This is a genomic window from Schaalia radingae, from assembly GCF_900106055.1.
In the GTDB taxonomy this organism is placed as follows: Bacteria; Actinomycetota; Actinomycetes; order Actinomycetales; family Actinomycetaceae; genus Pauljensenia; species Pauljensenia radingae_A.
Genome location: NZ_LT629792.1, coordinates 1011848 through 1031662 on the forward strand (window position 1 = coordinate 1011848; position 19815 = coordinate 1031662).

General features: G+C 58.4%; 15 protein-coding genes and 1 pseudogene. 12 read left to right on the forward strand and 4 right to left on the reverse strand.

Annotated elements, in window-relative coordinates; all coding sequences use genetic code 11:
- Positions 1 to 115 precede the first annotated feature (115 nt).
- The 4 genes from BLT69_RS04475 to BLT69_RS04490 all read left to right on the forward strand — a co-directional run bounded on the left by BLT69_RS04475 (position 116) and on the right by BLT69_RS04490 (position 4818).
- The gene (locus BLT69_RS04475; RefSeq protein WP_307876271.1) at positions 116 to 1339 is read left to right on the forward strand and encodes a Gfo/Idh/MocA family protein; all 1224 of its coding nucleotides are present in this window, start codon (positions 116 to 118) and stop codon (positions 1337 to 1339) included.
- 33 nt (positions 1340 to 1372) lie between these two features.
- The gene (locus tag BLT69_RS04480) at positions 1373 to 2371 is read left to right on the forward strand and encodes a sugar phosphate isomerase/epimerase family protein (protein ID WP_092648491.1); all 999 of its coding nucleotides are present in this window, start codon (positions 1373 to 1375) and stop codon (positions 2369 to 2371) included.
- A gap of 119 nt (positions 2372 to 2490) precedes the next feature.
- Entirely contained in the window at positions 2491 to 3453 is a 963-nt protein-coding gene (gene iolC, locus BLT69_RS04485; RefSeq protein ID WP_070726535.1) for a 5-dehydro-2-deoxygluconokinase, read from the forward strand.
- Between the two features lie 255 nt (positions 3454 to 3708).
- Positions 3709 to 4818, forward strand: a complete 1110-nt coding sequence (locus BLT69_RS04490; RefSeq protein WP_092649090.1) for a zinc-binding dehydrogenase — start codon at positions 3709 to 3711, stop codon at positions 4816 to 4818.
- A 64-nt stretch (positions 4819 to 4882) separates the two neighbouring features.
- Here the strand turns inward: BLT69_RS04490 and BLT69_RS04495 are convergent.
- Positions 4883 to 6565 (reverse strand): annotated as a pseudogene (locus BLT69_RS04495) (MFS transporter).
- Between the two features lie 334 nt (positions 6566 to 6899).
- On the opposite strand from BLT69_RS04495, the gene BLT69_RS04500 reads away from it, so the two are divergent.
- The 3 genes from BLT69_RS04500 to BLT69_RS04510 all read left to right on the forward strand — a co-directional run bounded on the left by BLT69_RS04500 (position 6900) and on the right by BLT69_RS04510 (position 9687).
- Positions 6900 to 7640 (forward strand): sulfite exporter TauE/SafE family protein, encoded by a 741-nt coding sequence (locus tag BLT69_RS04500; RefSeq protein ID WP_058236534.1) that lies wholly within the window; start codon positions 6900 to 6902, stop codon positions 7638 to 7640.
- Between the two features lie 155 nt (positions 7641 to 7795).
- Positions 7796 to 8785: an inositol 2-dehydrogenase gene (gene iolG, locus BLT69_RS04505; protein ID WP_058236535.1), complete on the forward strand. Its 990-nt coding sequence runs from the start codon at positions 7796 to 7798 to the stop codon at positions 8783 to 8785.
- A 38-nt stretch (positions 8786 to 8823) separates the two neighbouring features.
- Positions 8824 to 9687 carry a sugar phosphate isomerase/epimerase family protein gene (locus BLT69_RS04510; protein ID WP_058236536.1) on the forward strand — a complete coding sequence of 288 codons (864 nt, stop codon included), beginning with the start codon at positions 8824 to 8826 and terminating at the stop codon, positions 9685 to 9687.
- A gap of 53 nt (positions 9688 to 9740) precedes the next feature.
- Here BLT69_RS04510 and BLT69_RS04515 read toward each other — a convergent pair whose 3' ends face one another.
- Positions 9741 to 10784 carry a LacI family DNA-binding transcriptional regulator gene (locus tag BLT69_RS04515; RefSeq protein WP_082628506.1) on the reverse strand — a complete coding sequence of 348 codons (1044 nt, stop codon included), beginning with the start codon at positions 10782 to 10784 and terminating at the stop codon, positions 9741 to 9743.
- A gap of 130 nt (positions 10785 to 10914) precedes the next feature.
- On the opposite strand from BLT69_RS04515, the gene BLT69_RS04520 reads away from it, so the two are divergent.
- A complete protein-coding gene (locus BLT69_RS04520; RefSeq protein ID WP_092648492.1) occupies positions 10915 to 13485 on the forward strand; it encodes a GH116 family glycosyl hydrolase in 2571 nt (856 codons plus the stop codon).
- Positions 13486 to 13499: 14 nt separating this feature from the next.
- On the forward strand, positions 13500 to 14885 hold the full coding sequence (gene brnQ, locus BLT69_RS04525; RefSeq protein WP_092648493.1) for a branched-chain amino acid transport system II carrier protein: 1386 nt from the start codon (positions 13500 to 13502) through the stop codon (positions 14883 to 14885).
- Here brnQ and BLT69_RS04530 read toward each other — a convergent pair.
- Positions 14875 to 15678, reverse strand: coding sequence for a Cof-type HAD-IIB family hydrolase (locus tag BLT69_RS04530; protein WP_092648494.1), 804 nt, complete (start codon positions 15676 to 15678; stop codon positions 14875 to 14877). The genes brnQ and BLT69_RS04530 overlap by 11 nt on opposite strands.
- Before the next feature lie 69 nt (positions 15679 to 15747).
- Here BLT69_RS04530 and BLT69_RS04535 point away from each other — a divergent pair, with 69 nt between their 5' ends.
- Positions 15748 to 16563 carry an alpha/beta fold hydrolase gene (locus BLT69_RS04535; protein WP_092648495.1) on the forward strand — a complete coding sequence of 272 codons (816 nt, stop codon included), beginning with the start codon at positions 15748 to 15750 and terminating at the stop codon, positions 16561 to 16563.
- A 5-nt stretch (positions 16564 to 16568) separates the two neighbouring features.
- Complete coding sequence (locus BLT69_RS04540; RefSeq protein ID WP_257590413.1) at positions 16569 to 17597, forward strand: glycosyltransferase family 2 protein; 1029 nt, start codon at positions 16569 to 16571, stop codon at positions 17595 to 17597.
- On the opposite strand, the gene BLT69_RS04545 is transcribed toward BLT69_RS04540, so the two are convergent.
- A complete protein-coding gene (locus tag BLT69_RS04545) occupies positions 17594 to 18838 on the reverse strand; it encodes an alpha-amylase family protein (protein WP_092648497.1) in 1245 nt (414 codons plus the stop codon). The two genes, BLT69_RS04540 and BLT69_RS04545, sit on opposite strands and share 4 nt — an antisense overlap.
- A 38-nt stretch (positions 18839 to 18876) precedes the next feature.
- On the opposite strand from BLT69_RS04545, the gene BLT69_RS04550 reads away from it, so the two are divergent.
- Positions 18877 to 19812, forward strand: coding sequence for an AEC family transporter (locus tag BLT69_RS04550; protein ID WP_092648498.1), 936 nt, complete (start codon positions 18877 to 18879; stop codon positions 19810 to 19812).
- Positions 19813 to 19815 lie beyond the last annotated feature (3 nt).

The following is a 19815-nucleotide window of genomic DNA, read 5'->3' on the forward strand; positions in this document are numbered from 1 at the left end:
CTCACTTTACGATTCGCCTTGACAGTTGTGAGAACAAACCATACTATTACTCGTAGTTAACGCGCGTTAGCGTATGAATAGCGCCGTTAATTCACCGCTTGCGTAGCTCGGGGCGGTGACTCACCAACAGATGATCGACGAGGGAGTCATGATGAATGGTCACACAATTTCAGTAGCTGTTATCGGCGCAGGAATGGCTGGTCGCACGCACGCCAACGCGTGGCGGCAGGCCACGACTATCTACGATCCACATAAGCTGCCGCAGCTTCGATATGCTGCAATCTGCGATGCCTATGAGCCATTCGCGCAAGATGCCGCACGCGCATACGGATACGACAAGACCGTCACTGACTGGCACGAAATTGCAGAAGACCCGGAAATCGACGTGGTCTCGATCGTTGTCGCGAATGCACTGCATCGTGAAATCGCCCTGGAACTGATCAAGGCCGGAAAGCACGTCCTGTGTGAGAAGCCCTTGACGGACAACCTCGACGATGCCCGTGCAATGGCAGAAGCTGCTGCTGCGGCCGACGTCGTTACAGGCGTTGGGTTCGGATACCGTCGCCAGCCTGGCATCGCTGAAATTGCCAAACTGGCCGAGGATGGAGCGCTGGGCGATATCGTCCATTTCACCGGTCGCTACACCTGCGACTACGGAGCCGATCCGAACACCCCGATCGCATGGCGGTACAAGGGGCCGATGGGGTCAGGCGCCCTCGGAGATGTGGGGTCACACCTGATCGACACCGCGGAATTTGTATGCGGGCAGATCAAGTCCGTTTCGGGTGCCGCATTCGCCACTGCGATTACCATGCGTCCACCGGCAGTGCAGGGTGTGTCCGGAGGTCGAGGGATTTCCACCGATGCGAAGGCAACTGAAAAGGTGGAAAACGACGATGCGGCCATCTTTACCGCGCACTTTGAATCCGGCGCGGTCGGATCGCTGGCGGTGTCACGCATCACTGTGGGCGATCCGAACCAGCTTGAATTCGAAGTCAGCGGCACGAAAGCCAAGGCAGCCTTTGACATGTCACGCGCAGCAGAAATCAAGCTGGTTGACAACGCAGGAGCGCGCGGCCTGACAGGATCGCGCCGCATACTGGTGGGACCCGACTTCCCGTACTTTAAGGATGGCTCCTCGATGGCGTTCGCAGGCGTCGGTGTCACCCAGATCGACCAGTTCACCTACCAGGCACGCGCATTCCTTGACCAGGTTGCCGGCATCGACGAGGGACTTCCCGAGGTTCCCGGATTCGACCACGGCTACCGCGCCATGCGTATCCAGGCAGCTGTCGCAGAATCTGCCGCGAATGGCGGCGCCAGCGTCGACATCAAATAGTCACAGTAATTCTCAACGACCGGAAGGAACACCATGTCTTTAACACTGAGCTTCTACACGCAGTGCCTCGGCTCCTACCCGTTGGCAGAGGCACTCGATATCGCCAAGTCAATGGGATTGAACGGTGCCGAGGTCAACGTCGGCGGCTTCGTACCCAGCCCGCACGCGCATGTGGATCTGCTTCTGAGTTCGCAGACGGCACGCGACGAATACCTCGGCATCTTCGCTGACAGGGAGATGAAACTTGCCGGACTCAATGCAAACGGTAACCCCGTCAACCCTTTGCCCGACGTCGGTCCCAAACATGATTATGACCTTAAACGAGCCATCAAGTTGGCTGGCCTGCTCGGCGTCAACGAGGTTGTCACAATGTCGGGCGCACCCGGCTCCGACCCCGGTGCACGCTACCCCTCGTGGGTGGTCAACCCGTGGGACGGCGTGTATGGGGAGGTGCTGGAATACCAGCTGGATGTCCTTGCCGACTACTGGAAGGAGATCGATCAGTGTGCCGGCGATGCGGGCGTGAAGATCGCCTGGGAACTTCACCCTCATAACACGATCTTCACCCCACACGGATTCCTCGACTTCGTCGAGCGTACCGGTGTGCGCAACATCGGTGTGAACCTGGATCCGTCCCACTTGATGTGGCAGCAGATGGACATTCTCGCATGCATCGACCTGCTGGGTGACCACATTCTGCACGTCCATGCCAAGGACACGAAGATCGAGGCAGGGGTGGCAACCAAGGGCGTCTTGGATACAGGATTCGGCCATTGGCCGGAAAATGAGGACGATCGTTACCCCAGCGCAATGGCACACTGGTGCCAGGTCTGGCCGCAGGATCCTGCATGGCGTTTCGTATATCTCGGTGGTGGCAATGACGTCAGCTTCTGGACGCAGTTCTGCCAGGCAGTCGCGGCGATCAACCCGGATATGAACGTCTCTGTCGAACATGAGGACAACCAGTACGACATGATCAAGGGACTCGAGATGAGCGCCCAGACGCTGATCGAGGCCGCCAAGGGCCTGTGAGACTGACTGATCACTGAACAAAGCTGAGCATGGTCGCTAAATGTAGTGACAAATGCTCGACTTTGTCGTACACTGGAAATGTCCAAGCTGAATAGCACGACGAAGTGAGGAGAAAGGTCATGGCAGTTCACGACGTTCTAACCGTTGGCCGCAGTGGCGTGGATGTTTACCCCCTTCAGGTGAACACGCCCCTTGATCAAGTAAAGACGTTTCAAAAGTTCCTCGGCGGATCGCCGATGAATGTCGCGGTGGCAGCGGCAAAACTGGGTGAAGATGCGGCAATCCTGACAGGTGTGGGCGACGATCCATTCGGAAAGTATGTTCGCGACGAAATGCGTCGCCTAGGTGTCAGCGATGAATTCGTCATCACCGATCCGAACCTGAACACACCGGTGACGTTCTGCGAGCTTGTTCCCGACGCGCCGTTCTTTTTCTACCGCGAGCCGTCGGCTCCGGACCTGCAGATCAGGACTTCCGATCTGCCCGAGGAAACCGTGAAGAACTGCAAGATTTTCTGGTTCAGCGGCACCGGCCTGTCAGAGGATCCTTCCTACACCACCCACATTGACGCACTGAAGATGCGCGGCCACAAGCCATACACAATTTTCGATATGGACTGGCGGCCCATCTTCTGGGACGACATTGAACTCGCTAGACAGCGTTACGCCGAGTGTCTCGAATACACCGACGTGGCAGTGGGTAACCGCACCGAATGCGAAATTGCAGTAGGGGAGAAGGACCCCGAGCGTGCTGCAGATGCACTCTTGGAACGCGGCGTTAAGATCGCCATCGTCAAGCAGGGGCGCGACGGCGCACTGGCCAAGACGGCCGACGAGCGCTTGGTTGTGCCTGAACTGCCGTGCGTGCCCATGAATGGCGCAGGTGCTGGTGACGCATTTGGCGGCTCGCTGGTGCACGGTCTACTGCAGGGTTGGGATTTGGAGAAGATCATTCAGGGCTGCAACGGTGCCGGTGCGATCGTGGCAGCGCGTCTGGAATGCTCCACGGCAATGCCGACCGAAGAAGAAATCTGGAAGGCGGTCAACGCCGGAACGTGTGACGTTCTGAACGAAGACAACTGACTCAACTCAGTCAATATGAGACGGTGGGCTAGCGGCCGATTTGCTTCGGCTCTGGCCCGCCGTTTCGTATGTCCTCCGAACAGCGGATCGGTAGACTCCCTCGGTAATCGATAGTTTGTACGTTCAATTCCATTTACAAATGTTACAAATGAGGATAGAATTGATGTACGGTCCGGAAAGCACAATCCGGTGCGTCGGCAGTGAGAAGTGTCTGAATCCAATGGAGGAAAAATGTCAGAGGCAATTCCAGAAACGATGAAGGCTGCGGTACTGCGTGACCCTGCCAAAGGCATGCAGATAGAAACGATCAAGACGCCTAAGCCACGGAGCCGAGAAGTTCTGATCAAGGTCGCAGCATGTGGCATGTGTCATTCCGACCTACATGTTATTCACGGCAAAATCGCCTTCCCGTACCCGTGCGTACTCGGCCACGAAGTGACCGGAGAAATTGTTGAGGTAGGCCCCGACAACGACCACACTGACCTGGAAGTGGGGCAAAAGGTCGCCGGAGCATTCCTGATGCCGTGCGGCCAGTGCGATCACTGTGCAGAAGGCCGTGATGACCTGTGCGACACGTTCTTTAACCTCAACCGTTTGGAAGGAAAACTCTACGACGGTCAGACTCGACTGTTCGGCACCGACGGCGAGGAAATCGCCATGTACTCGATGGGCGCGCTGGCTCAGTACTGCGTCATTCCGTCGACATCGATTGCCGTTCTGCCTAACGACGTTGACCTTGTCCCAGGCGCGATTCTGGGGTGCGCGGCGATGACGGCCTACGGTGCGGTGCGCCGCGGAGCAGACCTGCGCTTTGGTGAAACTGTTGCCGTCGTGGCGACCGGAGGCGTTGGCTCCAACATCATCCAGATCGCTAAGGCATTCGGCGCCAGCAAGATCATCGCGATTGACGTGGCCGACGACAAGCTCGAAGCGGCCAGGCAACTGGGTGCCACGGGCGTTGTGAATTCCACCAAGGAAGATGTTCACGACGCAGTCTTCGCACTCACCGACGGCAAGGGCGTCGACGTTGCATTCGAGGCACTGGGACGTCCCGAAACATGGGAGTCCGCACTGAATGCTCTGTCAGATGGTGGGCGGATGGTGCCGATTGGGCTGGGCGCCGGTGTGCAGACCGCGGGCGTTGAAATCAACCGCACGGTGCGCCGCGGACAGTCTATTCTCGGCTCCTATGGTGCACGTACACGAGTTGATCTGCCCAAGGTTGTCGAGATGGCCGCCAACGGCTACATCAACTACTCGCAGATCGTCACCAGGCGTTTCTCGCTCGAAGATGCAGGCAAGGGCTATGACGAATTGGCTGTCGGCAACATTCAGGGTCGTGCAGTGGTCGACATGTCGTTGTGACACCAGACATCGAAAAGGCTGTGGGATCATTTCGATCCCACAGCCTTTCTGTATAACGTCAGGTTTAGCGTGTACGCTCCGTTCGGTAACGCCAGCTCTGTGAATAGTTTTCCTTCATTTCCTCTTCGATCTCTTCAAGCGACTTGCCGGACGTTTCCGGCATGAAGAAGTAGAGCCCGAGCAGAACCAAAGCGTTGATACCCGCAAACACTGCATATGTCACCATTCCGCCGAAATTCGCCATGAGCCAGGGGAATGTGGTCGTCAGGATTGCGTTTGACACCCACAGGCAGAAGACGGCAGTGCCATTCATGAGACCGCGGAAACGAGCGGGGAACATCTCGCCCATCATGGTCCAGCACACGACACTGTTTCCGGACTGGACGAAGAGCATGAAGATTCCCATGCACCCGAGAACTCCGTAGGCGGCGATGGGATCCGGCAGCGTTCCAGCTTCAATATGAGGTTCGATCAGCGTGCCGAACAGGATTGATATCAGGAGCAGTGAAGCCGCGATGCCCGCCACGTTCCACGTCAGCAGTCCGCGACGAGAGAAGCGATAGATCAGGTAAAGGCCCAGCGATGACCCGGCGACAGACAAGATTCCATTAAGAACCTGGGCGGTAATGGCTACAGCTGTTGACATGCCGGCAAGTTCGAGGACCTTCGGCGCGTAGTACATAACGGTGTTGACGCCGGTGAGCTGGTTGCCCACTGCAATGAGGATGCCGATCGCCAGGAGGCGTCGAAGCCACTTGGTCCGGATCATCTCACTCCATGTGCCCTTCTTCATATGGACGTCACGCTCGGTCGCGGAAACCATTTCTGTGAATTCCTTTGAACGCGGCTCGTCGCGATCATCACGAACCCGCTTAAGAGCACCGATTGCTTCAAGGTACCGCTGATTTGCCGCGTACCAGCGCGGCGACTCCGGCATCAGACGCATACCCAACCACAAGGCGATTGCGGGTCGTGCACAGAACAATCATGAAGCGCTATCCGGACCCGTTTCCGGACGTGAGAGTGAGCGAATCTGCCCACGCAATCAGGTCTGACTGAGCGTTGAGAGTACAGCTAGCACTGACCTGTTCCTTGAGGTAGATCCACGAGGAGATGTCCTGCCAGTTGTATGTTCCGGGCTCGATGCAGCCAAGCGGATCGGCCTGCACCGTCAGCTTTGGGCCGCCGAGAACCTGATTGATGACTGCGTTGAATGCGAAGGCAGCGAGCTGACCAGTTACGACCATCAATTGGTCAATTGCGACGATTGTTCCACGAATTCTTCTGGGAGCCGTCTCAGCAAGATATACCGGTACGGTTGCTGATGCCCCTCCGACGGCCAGGCCAAGGATAAATCTGGACACGTACATGAACCACAGGCTGGGAGCGAGGGTGACCATTAAAGCGCCTGCCAAGAAAAGAGCGGCGAGCAGCATGATGTTGTGACGGCGTCCGAATCGGTCAGAAAGTCGTCCGCCCAACAGTGCACCAATTGCCGCACCGATGAGGAGGGTCCCGCCGATCCATCCCTCCTGGATGGTGTTCAGGTGCATTCCGCCTGCATCCCACGGCAAATGCATGTAGGGGAGAGCTCCGGAAATCACTCCCGTGTCGTAGCCGAACAGGAACGAACCAATGGTCGCTACGGCTGCAACGCGCCTATACCGCGGTGTTTACCTGATGCTGGAGTTTTCTCGACAAGGTCCTCGATCTCACGAGGCGAAAGCTGAGGCGATTGATTAGTCATGTATCCACTCTCTTCGTTGTGAGTCGCATTCTCGAATATTGTGCGAAGTACAACATCTATGTTAACGCGCGTTAATACCCGATAGGAATGAGAGTAGCACACTCTTGTAAGCTTCGTAACAGTCTTGTCATGATATCTGGAGGTTTTGGCGGCAGAAAGTTCTGCAAAAGATCGTATTCGCACACTAATGTCGTCACAAATGCTTGAAGAAACAAAGGGGTTTGTGTGAATTGGTCTCAGAGGTGATAGATTGCCTGCGACGAAGAGGTGTGTACTCGCATGTAAGATCTACCATTATTTGTGAGGACAAAGCGATGTAGGGAGGTGAAGTCAGTTGGATCTGTCAGCGGGAGCGTGGATCGTCCTAGCGATCGCGTCGATATTTGTAGGTCTGGGTAAGACTGCTCTGCCTGGAGTGGTCAGCGTGGCTGTTGCAATGTTTGCGGCAGTATTACCGGCAAGGGAATCGACGGCCGTCCTGCTGATTCTGTTGCTGGTAGGGGACATAATCGCGGTGTGGGTGTACTTCAAGACATGTGACTGGCGAACCCTTTTTCGGCTGATCCCATCTGTCATCATCGGTGTGGCTTGTGGTGCGGCATTCCTGTACTTCGCCTCCGACACGGTTGTGCGTCGCTCCATCGGAATTATTGTCCTGGCACTGACATTCCTCACGCTCGCGCTCATGCACGCCTATGGGGAGAAGATGAAGAAAGCGGTCGCACGAAGCGGCGTGCGCGGAATCTATGGCGCGTTAGGTGGTTTCACGACGATGTCCGCGAACTCGGGTGGGCCCGTCATGTCGATGTACTTTTTAGCCTCCGGTTTTGATGTTCAGAGGTTCCTGGGAACCCAGGCGTGGTTTTTCTTTCTCATTAACCTTGTCAAGCTGCCGTTTTCAGCAGGAATAGGCCTGGTAACGCGTGAGGTTGTGACAATAGCGCTGATTCTGGCTCCCGTCGTCATTGCGAGCTGTGCCGTTGGCAAGCTGGTCGCCAACAGGATCAATCAAAATGTCTTCAACGCCATTGTTATTGTCCTAACTATTGCTTCTGCGGCATATCTACTTGTGTAGAGGATCTCGCAAAGACCTGTCATCTGTCGTCGATTCGGTGCCGAAAGACGCCGAATCGGGGTTTAATGTCAGAACAAGCCGTGATAGGATCGTGGGATAGAGGCACAACGGGATAGTCAACGCCGGTTGTTCATGACAATAAGGAAGGTCTTATTATGGTCAATATTGGTCTCATCGGTGCGGGACGCATCGCACACGTGCATGCCAACACCATCGCTGCCAACCCCAACGCACAGCTTGTGGCAATTGCTGATCCGTATCAGCCGGCAGCGCAGGAACTGGGTGGGCGATTCGGCGCAACGGTTCTGTCCGACGCGCAGGACCTGTTCGCCCTCGACAACCTAGACGCAGTCGTCATCTGCTCCCCGACACCGCAGCACCCACAGCACATCATTGCCGCCGCCAAAGCCGGCCTGCCCGCACTGTGCGAAAAGCCGATCGCCCTGGATTACGAGGCAGCTAAGCAGCTCGAGAAGGACCTCGAAGGCCTCAACCCGACCATCATGCTCGGATTCAACCGCCGCTTCGACCCGTCCTTCGCCGCGATCAAAGCCCTCGTCGATCGGGGTGAGATCGGCCAGGTTGAGCAGGTGACCATCACCTCGCGTGACCCCGAAGCTCCCAGCCCGCAGTACGTGGCCACCTCAGGCGGCATCTTCAAGGACATGACGATCCACGACTTCGATATGGCGCGCTTCTTCCTCGGCGACATTGTCGAGGTATTCGCCTACGGCCAGAACTTCGACCCGGAGATCAAGAAAGCCAACGACTTCGACGCAACAATGATCCTGCTGCGCAACGCCAACGGCGTTGTCGCGACCATCATCAACTCGCGCCACTGCGCCCCCGGATATGACCAGCGCCTGGAAGTCTTCGGTGCCGACGGTGTGCTCAATGCCGACAATGTGCGCGCCACAACCGTTGAGCTGTCCACTTCGAACTTCTCCGCATCGAAAGAGCCTTACCTCAACTTCTTCCTGGAACGCTACGCCCAGGCATACAGCAATGAGCTCAACACCTTCCTCGACGCGATTGCACACGGCCAGACACCGACCCCGAACGTCACCGATGGGATCAAGGCGCTGCAAATCGCTGAAGCAGCACAGGAATCCGCTCTGACCGGCACATCCATTACATTGTCCTGAATCGCCCGCATATCCACACGACATGAAAGGTTGACACGATGAAAATTGCAGGAGCCCCGATCAGCTGGGGTGTATGTGAAGTTCCAGGCTGGGGATACCAGATGAGCCCGGAGCGCGTCCTAACGGAAATGAAGCAGATCGGTCTGACCGCCACAGAATTCGGCCCCCAGGGATGGCTGCCGCTCGAAGCAGAAGCCCGCGCCACCGAGGTCGCCAAATACGAACTCGACGTCGTCGGTGCATTCTTCCTGGCCATCATGCATGACCCTGAAACCGACCCGATTCCCGCCGTCCAGAAAGAACTCGATGCGTTCGAGGTCGCAGGCGGCAAATACTTGATCCTCGCAGCTGACTCCGGCGTTGAAGGCTATGACGAGCGTCCAGTCCTGGACGAAAAGGGCTGGGAAACACTGTTCACCAACCTTGACCGTATCTCAGCCGCATGCGCCGAGCGCAACGTGATCGCGTGCCTGCACCCGCACTGGGGCACCATGGTGCAAAACGTTGACGAAGTCGAGCGCGTCCTGGACAACTCGAAGGTCGGCCTGTGCCTGGATACCGGCCACCTCGCCTGCGGTGGCGCAGACGTAGTCGAACTGGTCAACAAGTACGCCGACCGCGTCGACATCGTCCACGCCAAGGACATCCACAAGGAAATGACCGACAAGCTTCTGCCCGGCGAACTCACATGGAGCGAAGGCGTCAAGGCCGGCATGTTCGCACCCATTGGCGAGGGCGACATCGATTTCGCCGAGATCGTCAACAAACTCGACGAAGCCGGATTTGACGGATACTACGTCCTGGAGCAGGACATCATGATCGATGAGGAACCACCGGCAAACGGCGGTCCCGTCGTTGATGTCGAGAAGTCGCTGGAAGCACTCAAGACTCTCGACAAGTAAGACGGGTCTATTGACGAGGCGTCTCGCTGTCTGGCGAGGCGCCTCATGAGCGTCTAAGGCGCGATGGTTGCGCCTGTCGTCTCCCTTTCGATCAGAGATGGCGACACGACCACATGGTGTGGCTCCCCGTCCGGATCCTCCATCCGCTCCAGCAAAATCGACGCCGCGCGCGTCCCCATTTCCTCCACGGGCTGCGAAATCAAAGTCACCTGAGGTGACACCATTGTCGTCCAGTCAGCATCATCGGTGCCGATCAGTGACACATCCTCGGGCATGCGCCGCCCACTTTCCTGCACCGCCCGATACACACCCATCGACAGCACGGCGTTCGCCGCGTAGATAGCGGTCGGCGGGTGGGCTCGAGCCAAAGCGGACGCGGTCGCCTGGCGGGCTCCTCCGGCGTGAATATTCGTCTCCACCAGCTGCAAACCATGACGATCGCGATGCGCCTCCGTCCATGCGGCCTGGAAACCCAGATAGCGGTCAAACGTGGTGGAAGCTGCAGACGGACCAAACAAACACAGAACACGCTGGTGGCCGCGTTCAATCAGATGATTCGCAGCCAACCGGCCGACAAGAACGTTATTCAAGAGCACCGAGTCACCCTCGTACGATCCGACACGCCGGTCAACGACGACGGTGGCAATGCGGGCCCGGGTCAGCAGCTCAACGTTCTCATCAGCTTCCGACGCCGCGGTCAGGATCACTCCGCACATGCGCTGTGAAATGGCATTGGCAATAAAGCGGCGCTCGCGGTCCAGATCTTCACCCGTATTACACAACACGATCGACAGGCCGTTGGCGGTGGCGATCTGCTCAATGGAGGCGACCAGTCGCGAAAAGTACGGGTTCTGAATATCCGACACGATGACAGCCCACACATCCGAGCGCTGGCGGCGCAGGGCGCGACCTGTTGAATCGGGGACATAATGCGTGCGCCTGACAGCTTCCATCACCCGTTCAGCGAGGTCAGGCTTAACGGTGCCTGCATTGCTCAACACGCGTGAGACGGTCGCCGTTGACACCCCTGCGGCGCGAGCGACATCGATCATGCGCACGCGTTGGGGAGCATCGATGGATTGATGTTTTCTTTTCATAGTGTCTTTTCCGCAAAATGCCAACCAGTGTTGCTGTCAAGTGTAATGACTGCGCCACTGCAGACCCGTCTTGACGTGGACTGTCAGCAATATTAGCCTAAAATGTAATCGATTGCATGAAAGGCCGACGATGACCACCCCACATCCATTCACTGCTCTGCCCCTCGGCGGGATCGGAACGGGAAACCTGGCGCTCGCTGCGGACGGATCACTCAAACAATGGCAGCTGCACAACATCGGAAATCACACGGGAACGCTACCCGGATCATTCTTTGCCCTACGCATCAGTCAGTGGGAGCCGCCTTTCAACGAACAGTGTGTCCTGATCGCCCAACCAGGTGAGCCGCACGAACCAACAGTCCTGGTCAACGATGATGACGTACCGACTTGGCAGCGCGACCTGCTCGAGGAATTCTCACCGATGGCCAGTGCCTCCTTCGAAGGACACTATCCATTTGGCACCGTGACATTCGATGACGACACACTGCCGGTGAAAGTCACGCTCGACGCATTCACCCCGCTCATCCCGCTGAACGAAGATGACTCCGCACTACCTGCCGCCCTTTTCACCTTCACCTTCACGAACACTGACCCCAAGACCGGGCTCAACGGCTGGCTCGGCGCAGGTCTGCAGAACGCCATCGGTCATGACGGCATGACCAACCCGGTAGGCGTCCACTCACCGCGATACGGCGGCAACGTCAACACCGTCCACCGCGCAGACGGTTGGACCGAACTCACCATGACCAACCCCTCCTTAAACGAATCCGCCCCGCGCGATCCCGGCGCAGGCACCATGAGCCTGAGCGTGTCAGGCACGCGCGTCAGCTCCCTTCCTCAGTGGACTGATCCGGCGCAGTTCATGGACTTCATGGCGACACGCCAGCCGGTGGGCCCCGACGAATGGAACGGTGTTCCAGATGACCTGCCTGACCCGCAGCCCAACGGCATCACAGCGCGTCCCATGCCCAGCCCTTCAGGATCAACATGGAACGGGGGAGTGGTCTCGCAGTTCTTCCTTGAACCGGGTGAAACCACCACAGTGCGCGTCGCGATCACATGGCACTTCCCGAACAGATACGTCAACTTCGTTCAATTTGGAGGCGTACAACCCACCTACGCTCCGGCCACACACTGGCTGGGAAACCGCTACACCACACGCTGGTCGGATGCCTCACAGGTCACCGCGTACGTACACGAAAACTGGGACACCCTCGAACACCACTCACGCGCATGGGTGGATGCCATGACGAACTCTGACCTGGCCGACGAACCGGGCGGCGAAGTCGCAGATCGGATGCTCACACAGGCCGCAATTGTGCGCTCCCCGAGCTACTTCCAAAGTGCTGATGACCGCACATTCGCCTTCGAGGGAGTCCTGGGCGCATCCACGCCGATGTGGGCTGGATTCGTCGGCGGGTCATGTCCGCTCAATTGCACGCACGTGCACGCCTACGCGCAAGCCACAGCCAAGCTCTTCCCACGCATGGAACGCTCCATGCGCGAAACAGAGTTCACCATCACGCAGGCACCCGAAGGATTCATCCCGCACCGCGTCCTGCTGCCACTGGAGACGCCACAGATCTGGGATCGGGAAATCGGAGGACCGGGCGATCCGGCGCTTGACGGAATGCTGTCAATCGTTCTGCGCACCTACCGCGAAGCCCGCTACCAGGCGGGCAGCGCATGGCTGGAGCAGTACTGGCCGAACCTGGTGCGGCTGATGGACTACATCGAAAACACATGGGACCCCGACTCAACCGGACTGCTCCACGGCATTCAGCCCTCCACGCACGACATTGACCTGTGTGGCATTAACTCCTACATGGGAACGTACTGGCTGGCAGCACTGCGCGCGATGGAAGAGATTTCCAAACTTCTGGGCGACGATGAGCGCGCCAGCCACTACCGCGAACGCTTCGAGGCATCCTCACGTGCCTACGATGAGGCGCTGTTCACCGGCGAGTACTACCGCCAGGTCCTCGAAGAAGGGGATCGCGACGACTTCCAGTGGAAGGACGGGTGCCTGTCTGACCAGCTCATCGGCCAATGGTGGGCGCACCAGCTTGACCTGGGATACCTGCTGCCACGCGACCACGTGGTGACGGCGCTGAAGAATGTTGTACGCCTGAACCTACGCACCGGTTTTGACGACTTCGAGCACCCCTACCGCTCATTCGCTACCGGCAAGGAAACGGGTCTGCTGATGTGCTCATGGCCGACCGGTGGGCGACCCGATGTGCCCACACGATACTGCGACGAAGTGTGGACGGGCATCGAATATCAGGTGGCGGCACACTGCCTGCACGAAGGGCTCACCGACGAAGGCTATGCGGTCCTGCACGGACTGTGGGCGCGTTACGACGGCACGACACGCAATCCGTACAACGAAATCGAATGCGGTGACCACTACACGCGCGCGCTGTCCGGTTGGAGCGTCTTCGATGAGCTCACAGGGATCACGTGGAACCAGTTCACCGGCGAACTGAGGATTGCCCGCGAGCCGCGCCGCAGCCTCGTCGTGATGACGGGCACCGGTTGGGGCACGCTGACGCGCGACGAGGGAGGCCTCACACTGACCTGCCTGTACGGCACCATCGATGCCACGACCGTGACCGTGGCAGATACCCTCGTGGCGCCGGAAGGAGTGAACATCTCAGCTGGAGAGAGCGCTAAACTGTCTGCAGCACAGGAAAGTTGATCGAAAGGCGCCCAGTGACATCTGCGAAGCGTGCAGGAATCCCGACCACCATCATTGTCGTGGGGTTGATGCTGTTCTCCATGTTCTTCGGAGCGGGAAACCTGGTCTTCCCTCCACAACTGGGACAGCAGGCTGGAACGAACTACTGGCCGGCGATCCTTGGTTTCCTGTCAACCGGTGTGGTTCTGCCGATGCTGGCGATTATTGCGGTGGCAGTGTCTGGCGCCGGGCTGGGAGATATTGCCAAGCGAACCGGCAAGGTTTTCGCGATGATCTTCCCGGCACTGATCTACCTGTCGATCGGCGCGTTCTACGCGATCCCGCGTACTGCGAACGTTGCGTACGAAATGGGGTTTGTCGGGCCAACCGGAATATCGGGCACAGTGGCGCTGCTCCTGTTCGTCGTGGCGTTCTTTGCTCTGAGCCTATGGCTGTCACTGCGCCGCGCCGGCATCGTCGACGCGCTGGGCAAGTATCTGACTCCCGCCCTTCTGACATTGATCGTCATCCTGGTGATCGTGGGATCCGCGCGCCTGAGCGCTGCTCCCAGTGCGCCGAGCGAGGAATACGCGTCCTCGCCTTTCACGTCCGGCATCCTGGAGGGCTACCTGACGATGGATTCGCTGGCTGCACTGGTCTTCGGGATTGTTGTCCTGCTGTCGCTGTACTCGCGTGGAGTACCCGCGGGGCGCCCCTCCGTCATCGCCTGCATCATGTCAGGTGTGGTCGGGGCAGTACTGCTGGGACTTGTCTACCTGGGGCTGGGGCATCTGGGTCGCTCCGTTGGCCAGCAATTCAACAACGGTGCAGAACTGCTTGCCTACGCTTCGCACGTCGCCCTCGGATCAGCAGGATCGTGGGTGTTTTCCGGAATCGTCCTTCTGGCATGTCTGACGACGGCGGTTGGCCTGATCACCTCGACCGCCTCCTATTTCGCGACCCTGATCCCTGCTGTTGATTACCGAGGGTGGAGCATCATCTTCACCATCATCGGCGCACTGATGGCGAACCTGGGCCTGACCGTCATCCTCGACATTGCGGCTCCTCTCAACGCGCTCCTCTACCCCGTAGCCGTTACGCTGATTTTCCTCACGCTGATCCAGGCCGCACTGCGTTTCCGCCTGGTGTGGGCCTATCGACTGCCGGTTGCGCTCGCGGCGGTTTTCGCACTCAACGACCTTCTGCGTTCCTTCGACATTGAAATTGGTCGGGCGATCCCCGCCATCATGAAGCTGCCGCTGTATGGTCAGGGACTGTCATGGATCCTGCCAGTTGCCATCCTGGCTGCTATCTGCATCGTGATCGACAAAATCCGAGGACTGCCAATTCAGAGCCCCTCGGAGATTGCCCGCCGGTCAACACTGCTGCATGACCTGCCCGAAACGGAAACTACCGCTTAATCAATCCGGCGTACTCAAAAGCGCGCGCCAGACCATCCTCGTCAACGGGGGAGGTCACCCACGAGGCGATCGCCTTGACGTCTTCGCTTCCATTGCCCATCGCGATACTCGTGCCCACACCCGCCAGAAGCTCACGGTCATTGGGGGAGTCACCGATTCCTACAACGTCACTGATGCTGATTCCAAGGTGACCACACAGCACATGGGCGCCCGTCAGTTTGTGACACTGTGCTTTGAGGATTTCACCGACGCGCGCATCGGCCGTACCCACCGATCCACCGATGATGTCGAAACGCTCATCCAGCTGGCTGCTCATCGCCTCAAATATTCCGGCGCGAGGTGCCAGGAACGCACATTTCGAGGCCGAATCGGGTATCCCGGAGCGCAGGTACGGTTCGATCTGGCGCATATACGGCACCCAGTCGGGATCTTTGCCGGGGAAAACTGACAAATAGTCGGCAGACGGATGCATGGCCTCGGAACTTTGCCACACCCACAAACACTCATTGCGGCTCAGCACCTCGTTGACTGATTCAATGTCCGCACGGTCGATGCGTTCATCGCGGATCACCTGACCATCGACCTCAACGTAGGCACCTGATCCGCCGATTACTGCGGAAAAGCCCAGATCCCACAGCCACGGGTAGATTTCTGGAGTGGATCGGCCGGTGCACATGGCCAGAATATGTCCGGCCTCGCGTGCCTCGCGGCAGGCAGCTTGAGCAGATGGTGGCACGTCCTGCGTCCGTGTGAGCAGCGTGCCGTCAAGATCAATCAGAACGAGTCGAGCCACGGTACCTCCTTCGTATTAGGCAGTGTGTCATACCTGTGGAAGAATGGTCAGCTGAAATAAGGAGAAGCGATGGCGTATATCGGAACCGATGATTCCTCGGGCGACCCGGTCTTTCAGGAAGACTCGGACGTTGAAGTACGCACCTACCAGCGCGGTCGTATCCGCATGGTCTACGCCGTGCGTGATAACCGCGTCGAGGAACATGCGCCGGATCCTTCCCGCCCTGTCTTCGTCATGATTCACGGCGTGGGGATGGGCAGGCGAGCACTGGCTGGACTGGCCAGGGAACTGGCACCTCACGGCGCTGCCTATACGGTTGACTTGCCAGGCTTTGGTGATTCACCCACTCCGAAGCGCCCCCCGTCGATGGCTCAGTACGGCAAACTCGTTGCCGCTTTCATACGGGACAACAAGCTGCGTCACGTGATCGTGATTGGTCACTCGATGGGCACCCAGGTCGCAGTGGAAGTGGCGCAGCAACGGCCCGACCTGATCGATCAGCTGGTTCTGATTGCTCCGACCATCAACCCCGCCAGGCGGACCCTCCACCAACAGGCATGGGATCTGATTACTGACTTTGCCGACGATGGGCTGCACGTGATGGCAGTGGGTGTTGCGAATTATCTGCGTGCCGGCCCAGTCTGGTTCTTCCGAACGATTCGCGCCATGATGGATCACCGCGTTGAACGCATCTACCCGCAGGTGCCCACACCCACACTGGTCATGCGCGGAGAAGACGACCTGGTGTGTCCGCACGACTGGACGAAGCGCGTGGCACAACTGCTGCCACACGGCACGTACGCGTCGATCGAGGATCACGGCCACGAAGCTGTGCTGCGAGATGCCGTTCCTGCCACTCAGATCATTCTCGATCACGTACTATGACCAATGTGGACATATCTCATCAGCCACTGCTGAGCGTCATCATCCCGGCGTATAACTCGCAAGATTATCTGCGCCGATGTGTCGAGTCCCTGATCGGCTATGCGCACCCCATCGAAATCCTCATCATCGACGATGGATCGAGTGACAAGACTCCCGAACTTGCCGACAAACTGGCGCGCAGATTCCCTGAAATCCGCGCAGTCCACCAGGCTAACGCAGGGCATGGCGGCGCCCTCAACACCGGCATCCGCGAGGCCACTGGCCGTTACCTGAAAGTCGTGGACTCTGACGACTGGCTCGACCGGCGCTCGCTGACACGCGTGTTGGATCAGATGGCCGCAGACCAGGACCGCGGCGACGACGTCGACATGTACGTGGCGAACTACGTCTACGAGAAACAAGGAAAATCTCATAAGCATGCGGTCCGCTTCCTCAACGTTCTTCCTGCTGATCGCATTATTGGGTGGGATGACATGCGTGCGTGCCGCTACGACCAGTACCTCATGATGCACACGCTCATTTTTCGCACCGAGCTGGTCAGACAATCCGGGATGATCCTGCCGGAGCATACCTTCTACGTGGACTACCTGTATTCCTACGTGCCCTTGCCGCATGTGCGAACGCTGCGCTACATCGATGCGAATCTGTACCGCTACTTCATTGGCCGCGATGACCAGTCAGTGAACGAAAAAGTCATGATTTCACGTATCGACCAGCTGCTGCGCGTCAACGCGGGGATGCTTGCCGGCACCCCTGACGAATCCACTGTCCCTGCACACCTGTATCGCTACATGATTCACTACCTGCGCATCAATTTCATCGTGTGCTCCCTGATGTTGTTGCTCTCTGGCACACCAGAACACGTCCAGGAGAAAGAACGCCTGTGGGCGGAAGCTGACCGAAACTACCCGCAGGTCACCCGGCAGGTCAGATCAGGTCTGCTCGGACGGCTGATCTCGCTGCCGGGAACGCCCGGACGCGTCATCCCGCTATCGATCTACCGCATCGCCCGCGCCGTCCTCGGCTTTAATTAGAATGCGAAAAGAATCTGCCCGCCGGGCTCGGTGATCGTGACGTGCGGCGCGTCAGAATCATGCAGGTCGAGAAAAACGCAGATCGTGTGTCCATCCGCGCTGGAGCGGTACGACAGCTGCTCGTTGGTTACCTCGCACACCTGCGTGCGCGCATGGACAAGCCACGGATGCTGGCGACGCAGCGCAATGAGCGCCTGGTGGGTCTGGAACACTGATTCGCCCAGATTCGACAGGTGGTCGGGCAGATCAGGGAACGAGGGACGCACCTGATCGTCGCCGCCGAGCTCATCGGTCTTGATTCCGGTATAGCCCTGTTCGTCGCCATAGTAGATCGATGGGATCCCGCCGACAGTCATGACAATGGCGAGAGCTACGCCGACATGTGGGCTCCCGATCTGCGAGGCAATTCTCGTGACGTCGTGGTTGCCGATGAATGTCTGTGGGGTGAAGGAATCGAGGAAATGGTTGTGACGATCGAGGCACCACTGCAGCTCAAAGAAATTTCGATCCGAGATACTCGACCAGATTGCCTTCCACAGTTCGTATTGGGTCAGTGAATCAAAATGGCACTGCTCGATCATGTCGGTGTAGTCACCGTGGATTACTTCACCCATCAGCCACGCTTCAGGGAAACGCGCCCGAACGGGGTCGATGACGTCGCGCCAAAAATCGCTCGGCACAGAGTAGGCGGCATCCAGACGCCAGGCGTCGATGCCGCGTTCAAGCCAGTAGGTCATGACGTCGGTGGCGTATGTGCGCGCCTGTGCACCGGCGTGATTGAGCCGAACCAGCTCACCGTGACCTTCAAAGATGCGTGGAGTCGGACCTGCGGGGTCCTCCCAGTCAATGTCGAATAAGTCCGCGTGCTCACTGTCGGGGCCGGCAGCGAGAACCTCGCTGACCAGCGGGTGCCGAGAGCTGACGTGAGAAAAGACACCGTCACATGCCACGCGGATGCCGCGCTCGTGGCACGCGGCAATGAGGTGATCAAAGTCAGCTTCATCTCCCAGGCGCGGGTCAACTGCGAAGTGGTCAAGAATGTCGTAGCCATGTGATGTTGACTGGAAGATCGGGCCCAGAAGCAGGCCGTTGGCTCCCAGCTCGATCAGGTAGTCCAGCCAGTTTTCCAGCATGGTGATCCGGTGCGCCGACGCGTCGGCCCCGAACGGAGGACGAATGGGGGCGCCGCACATTCCCAGCGGGTAGACGTGCCACCACACCATGTGATCAATCCATGACATGACTTTCGCTTTCCTGGTCGTGGTCATAATGTAGACGCGTGGGACAAGTCATCGAGGGCATCGCAGTCATCGCAGTCATTATGGCTGTTGGATGGATCGCGCGCGCAACGAAAATCCTCAAGACCGATGCTACTGGACACATCACTGACCTGGTGTATTGGATCGCCGCGCCCGCACTCCTGTTCTCCACGATCGCATCAGCTGACCTCGATGTTGTCATCGGCCGTCCCCTCATCGCGGCAGCGGCAAGCGGTGTTGTCACCGCCAGCGTGTTCGCTCTGATCGCTCGCCTGACGATGCGGCCGACGATTGGCGATCTGACGGTCGGCGCAATGTCGTCCTCGTTGAACAACGCGGCCTACGTCGGCATCCCGATCGCAATCTACGTACTGGGGTCAGCAGTACACGGCGTGCCGATCATGGTGTTTCAGCTGGGCTTCTTCACCCCGATGTTCTTCGTCCTCATCGACCTGTGTACGCCGGGTATCACGCTGTCGATTGTGACCATCGTACGCTCCGTGGTGACCAACCCGATGGTGATCGCGGCGTTCCTCGGATTCCTGTGCGCAGCGGTGAGCCTGGATGTGCCGCCACTGATCGCCAACGCGACCGAGATGATCGGGCAGTCCGCGCCGGCGCTGGTCCTGATTAGTTTTGGCGCTTCCTTGGTGGGGCAGCGCCTGACTGTGCGATCCCAGGACGGGCACATGGTGATACTCGCCAGCTGCTTCAAACTCATGGTTCAGCCGGCGTGCGCGTTCGGAGCAGGACTGCTGCTGGGCATGGACGGGCACGCGCTGTTGGCAGTCACGGTGATGGGCGCGATGCCCACCGCGCAAAATGCCTTCATCGCCTCAGCGCGGGCAGGCGTCGGCAATCACATCGCGCAGGGCACTGTGCTGATTACCACGATCATGTCACTGCCGGTGACCGTGCTGATCGCCTGGCTCTTCCACCTTGCGGCTCTGGTTTAGACA

Excerpts from the sequence above, each read along its gene's own strand:
- BLT69_RS04480 (WP_092648491.1), top strand. The coding sequence starts at position 1,373 with ATGTCTTTAACACTGAGCTTCTACACGCAGTGCCTCGGCTCCTACCCG.
- BLT69_RS04510 (WP_058236536.1), top strand. The coding sequence starts at position 8,824 with ATGAAAATTGCAGGAGCCCCGATCAGCTGGGGTGTATGTGAAGTTCCA.
- BLT69_RS04490 (WP_092649090.1), top strand. The coding sequence starts at position 3,709 with ATGAAGGCTGCGGTACTGCGTGACCCTGCCAAAGGCATGCAGATAGAA.
- BLT69_RS04545 (WP_092648497.1), bottom strand. The coding sequence starts at position 18,838 with ATGTCATGGATTGATCACATGGTGTGGTGGCACGTCTACCCGCTGGGA.
- BLT69_RS04515 (WP_082628506.1), bottom strand. The coding sequence starts at position 10,784 with ATGAAAAGAAAACATCAATCCATCGATGCTCCCCAACGCGTGCGCATG.
- iolC (WP_070726535.1), top strand. The coding sequence starts at position 2,491 with ATGGCAGTTCACGACGTTCTAACCGTTGGCCGCAGTGGCGTGGATGTT.
- BLT69_RS04535 (WP_092648495.1), top strand. The coding sequence starts at position 15,748 with ATGGCGTATATCGGAACCGATGATTCCTCGGGCGACCCGGTCTTTCAG.
- BLT69_RS04520 (WP_092648492.1), top strand. The coding sequence starts at position 10,915 with ATGACCACCCCACATCCATTCACTGCTCTGCCCCTCGGCGGGATCGGA.
- iolG (WP_058236535.1), top strand. The coding sequence starts at position 7,796 with ATGGTCAATATTGGTCTCATCGGTGCGGGACGCATCGCACACGTGCAT.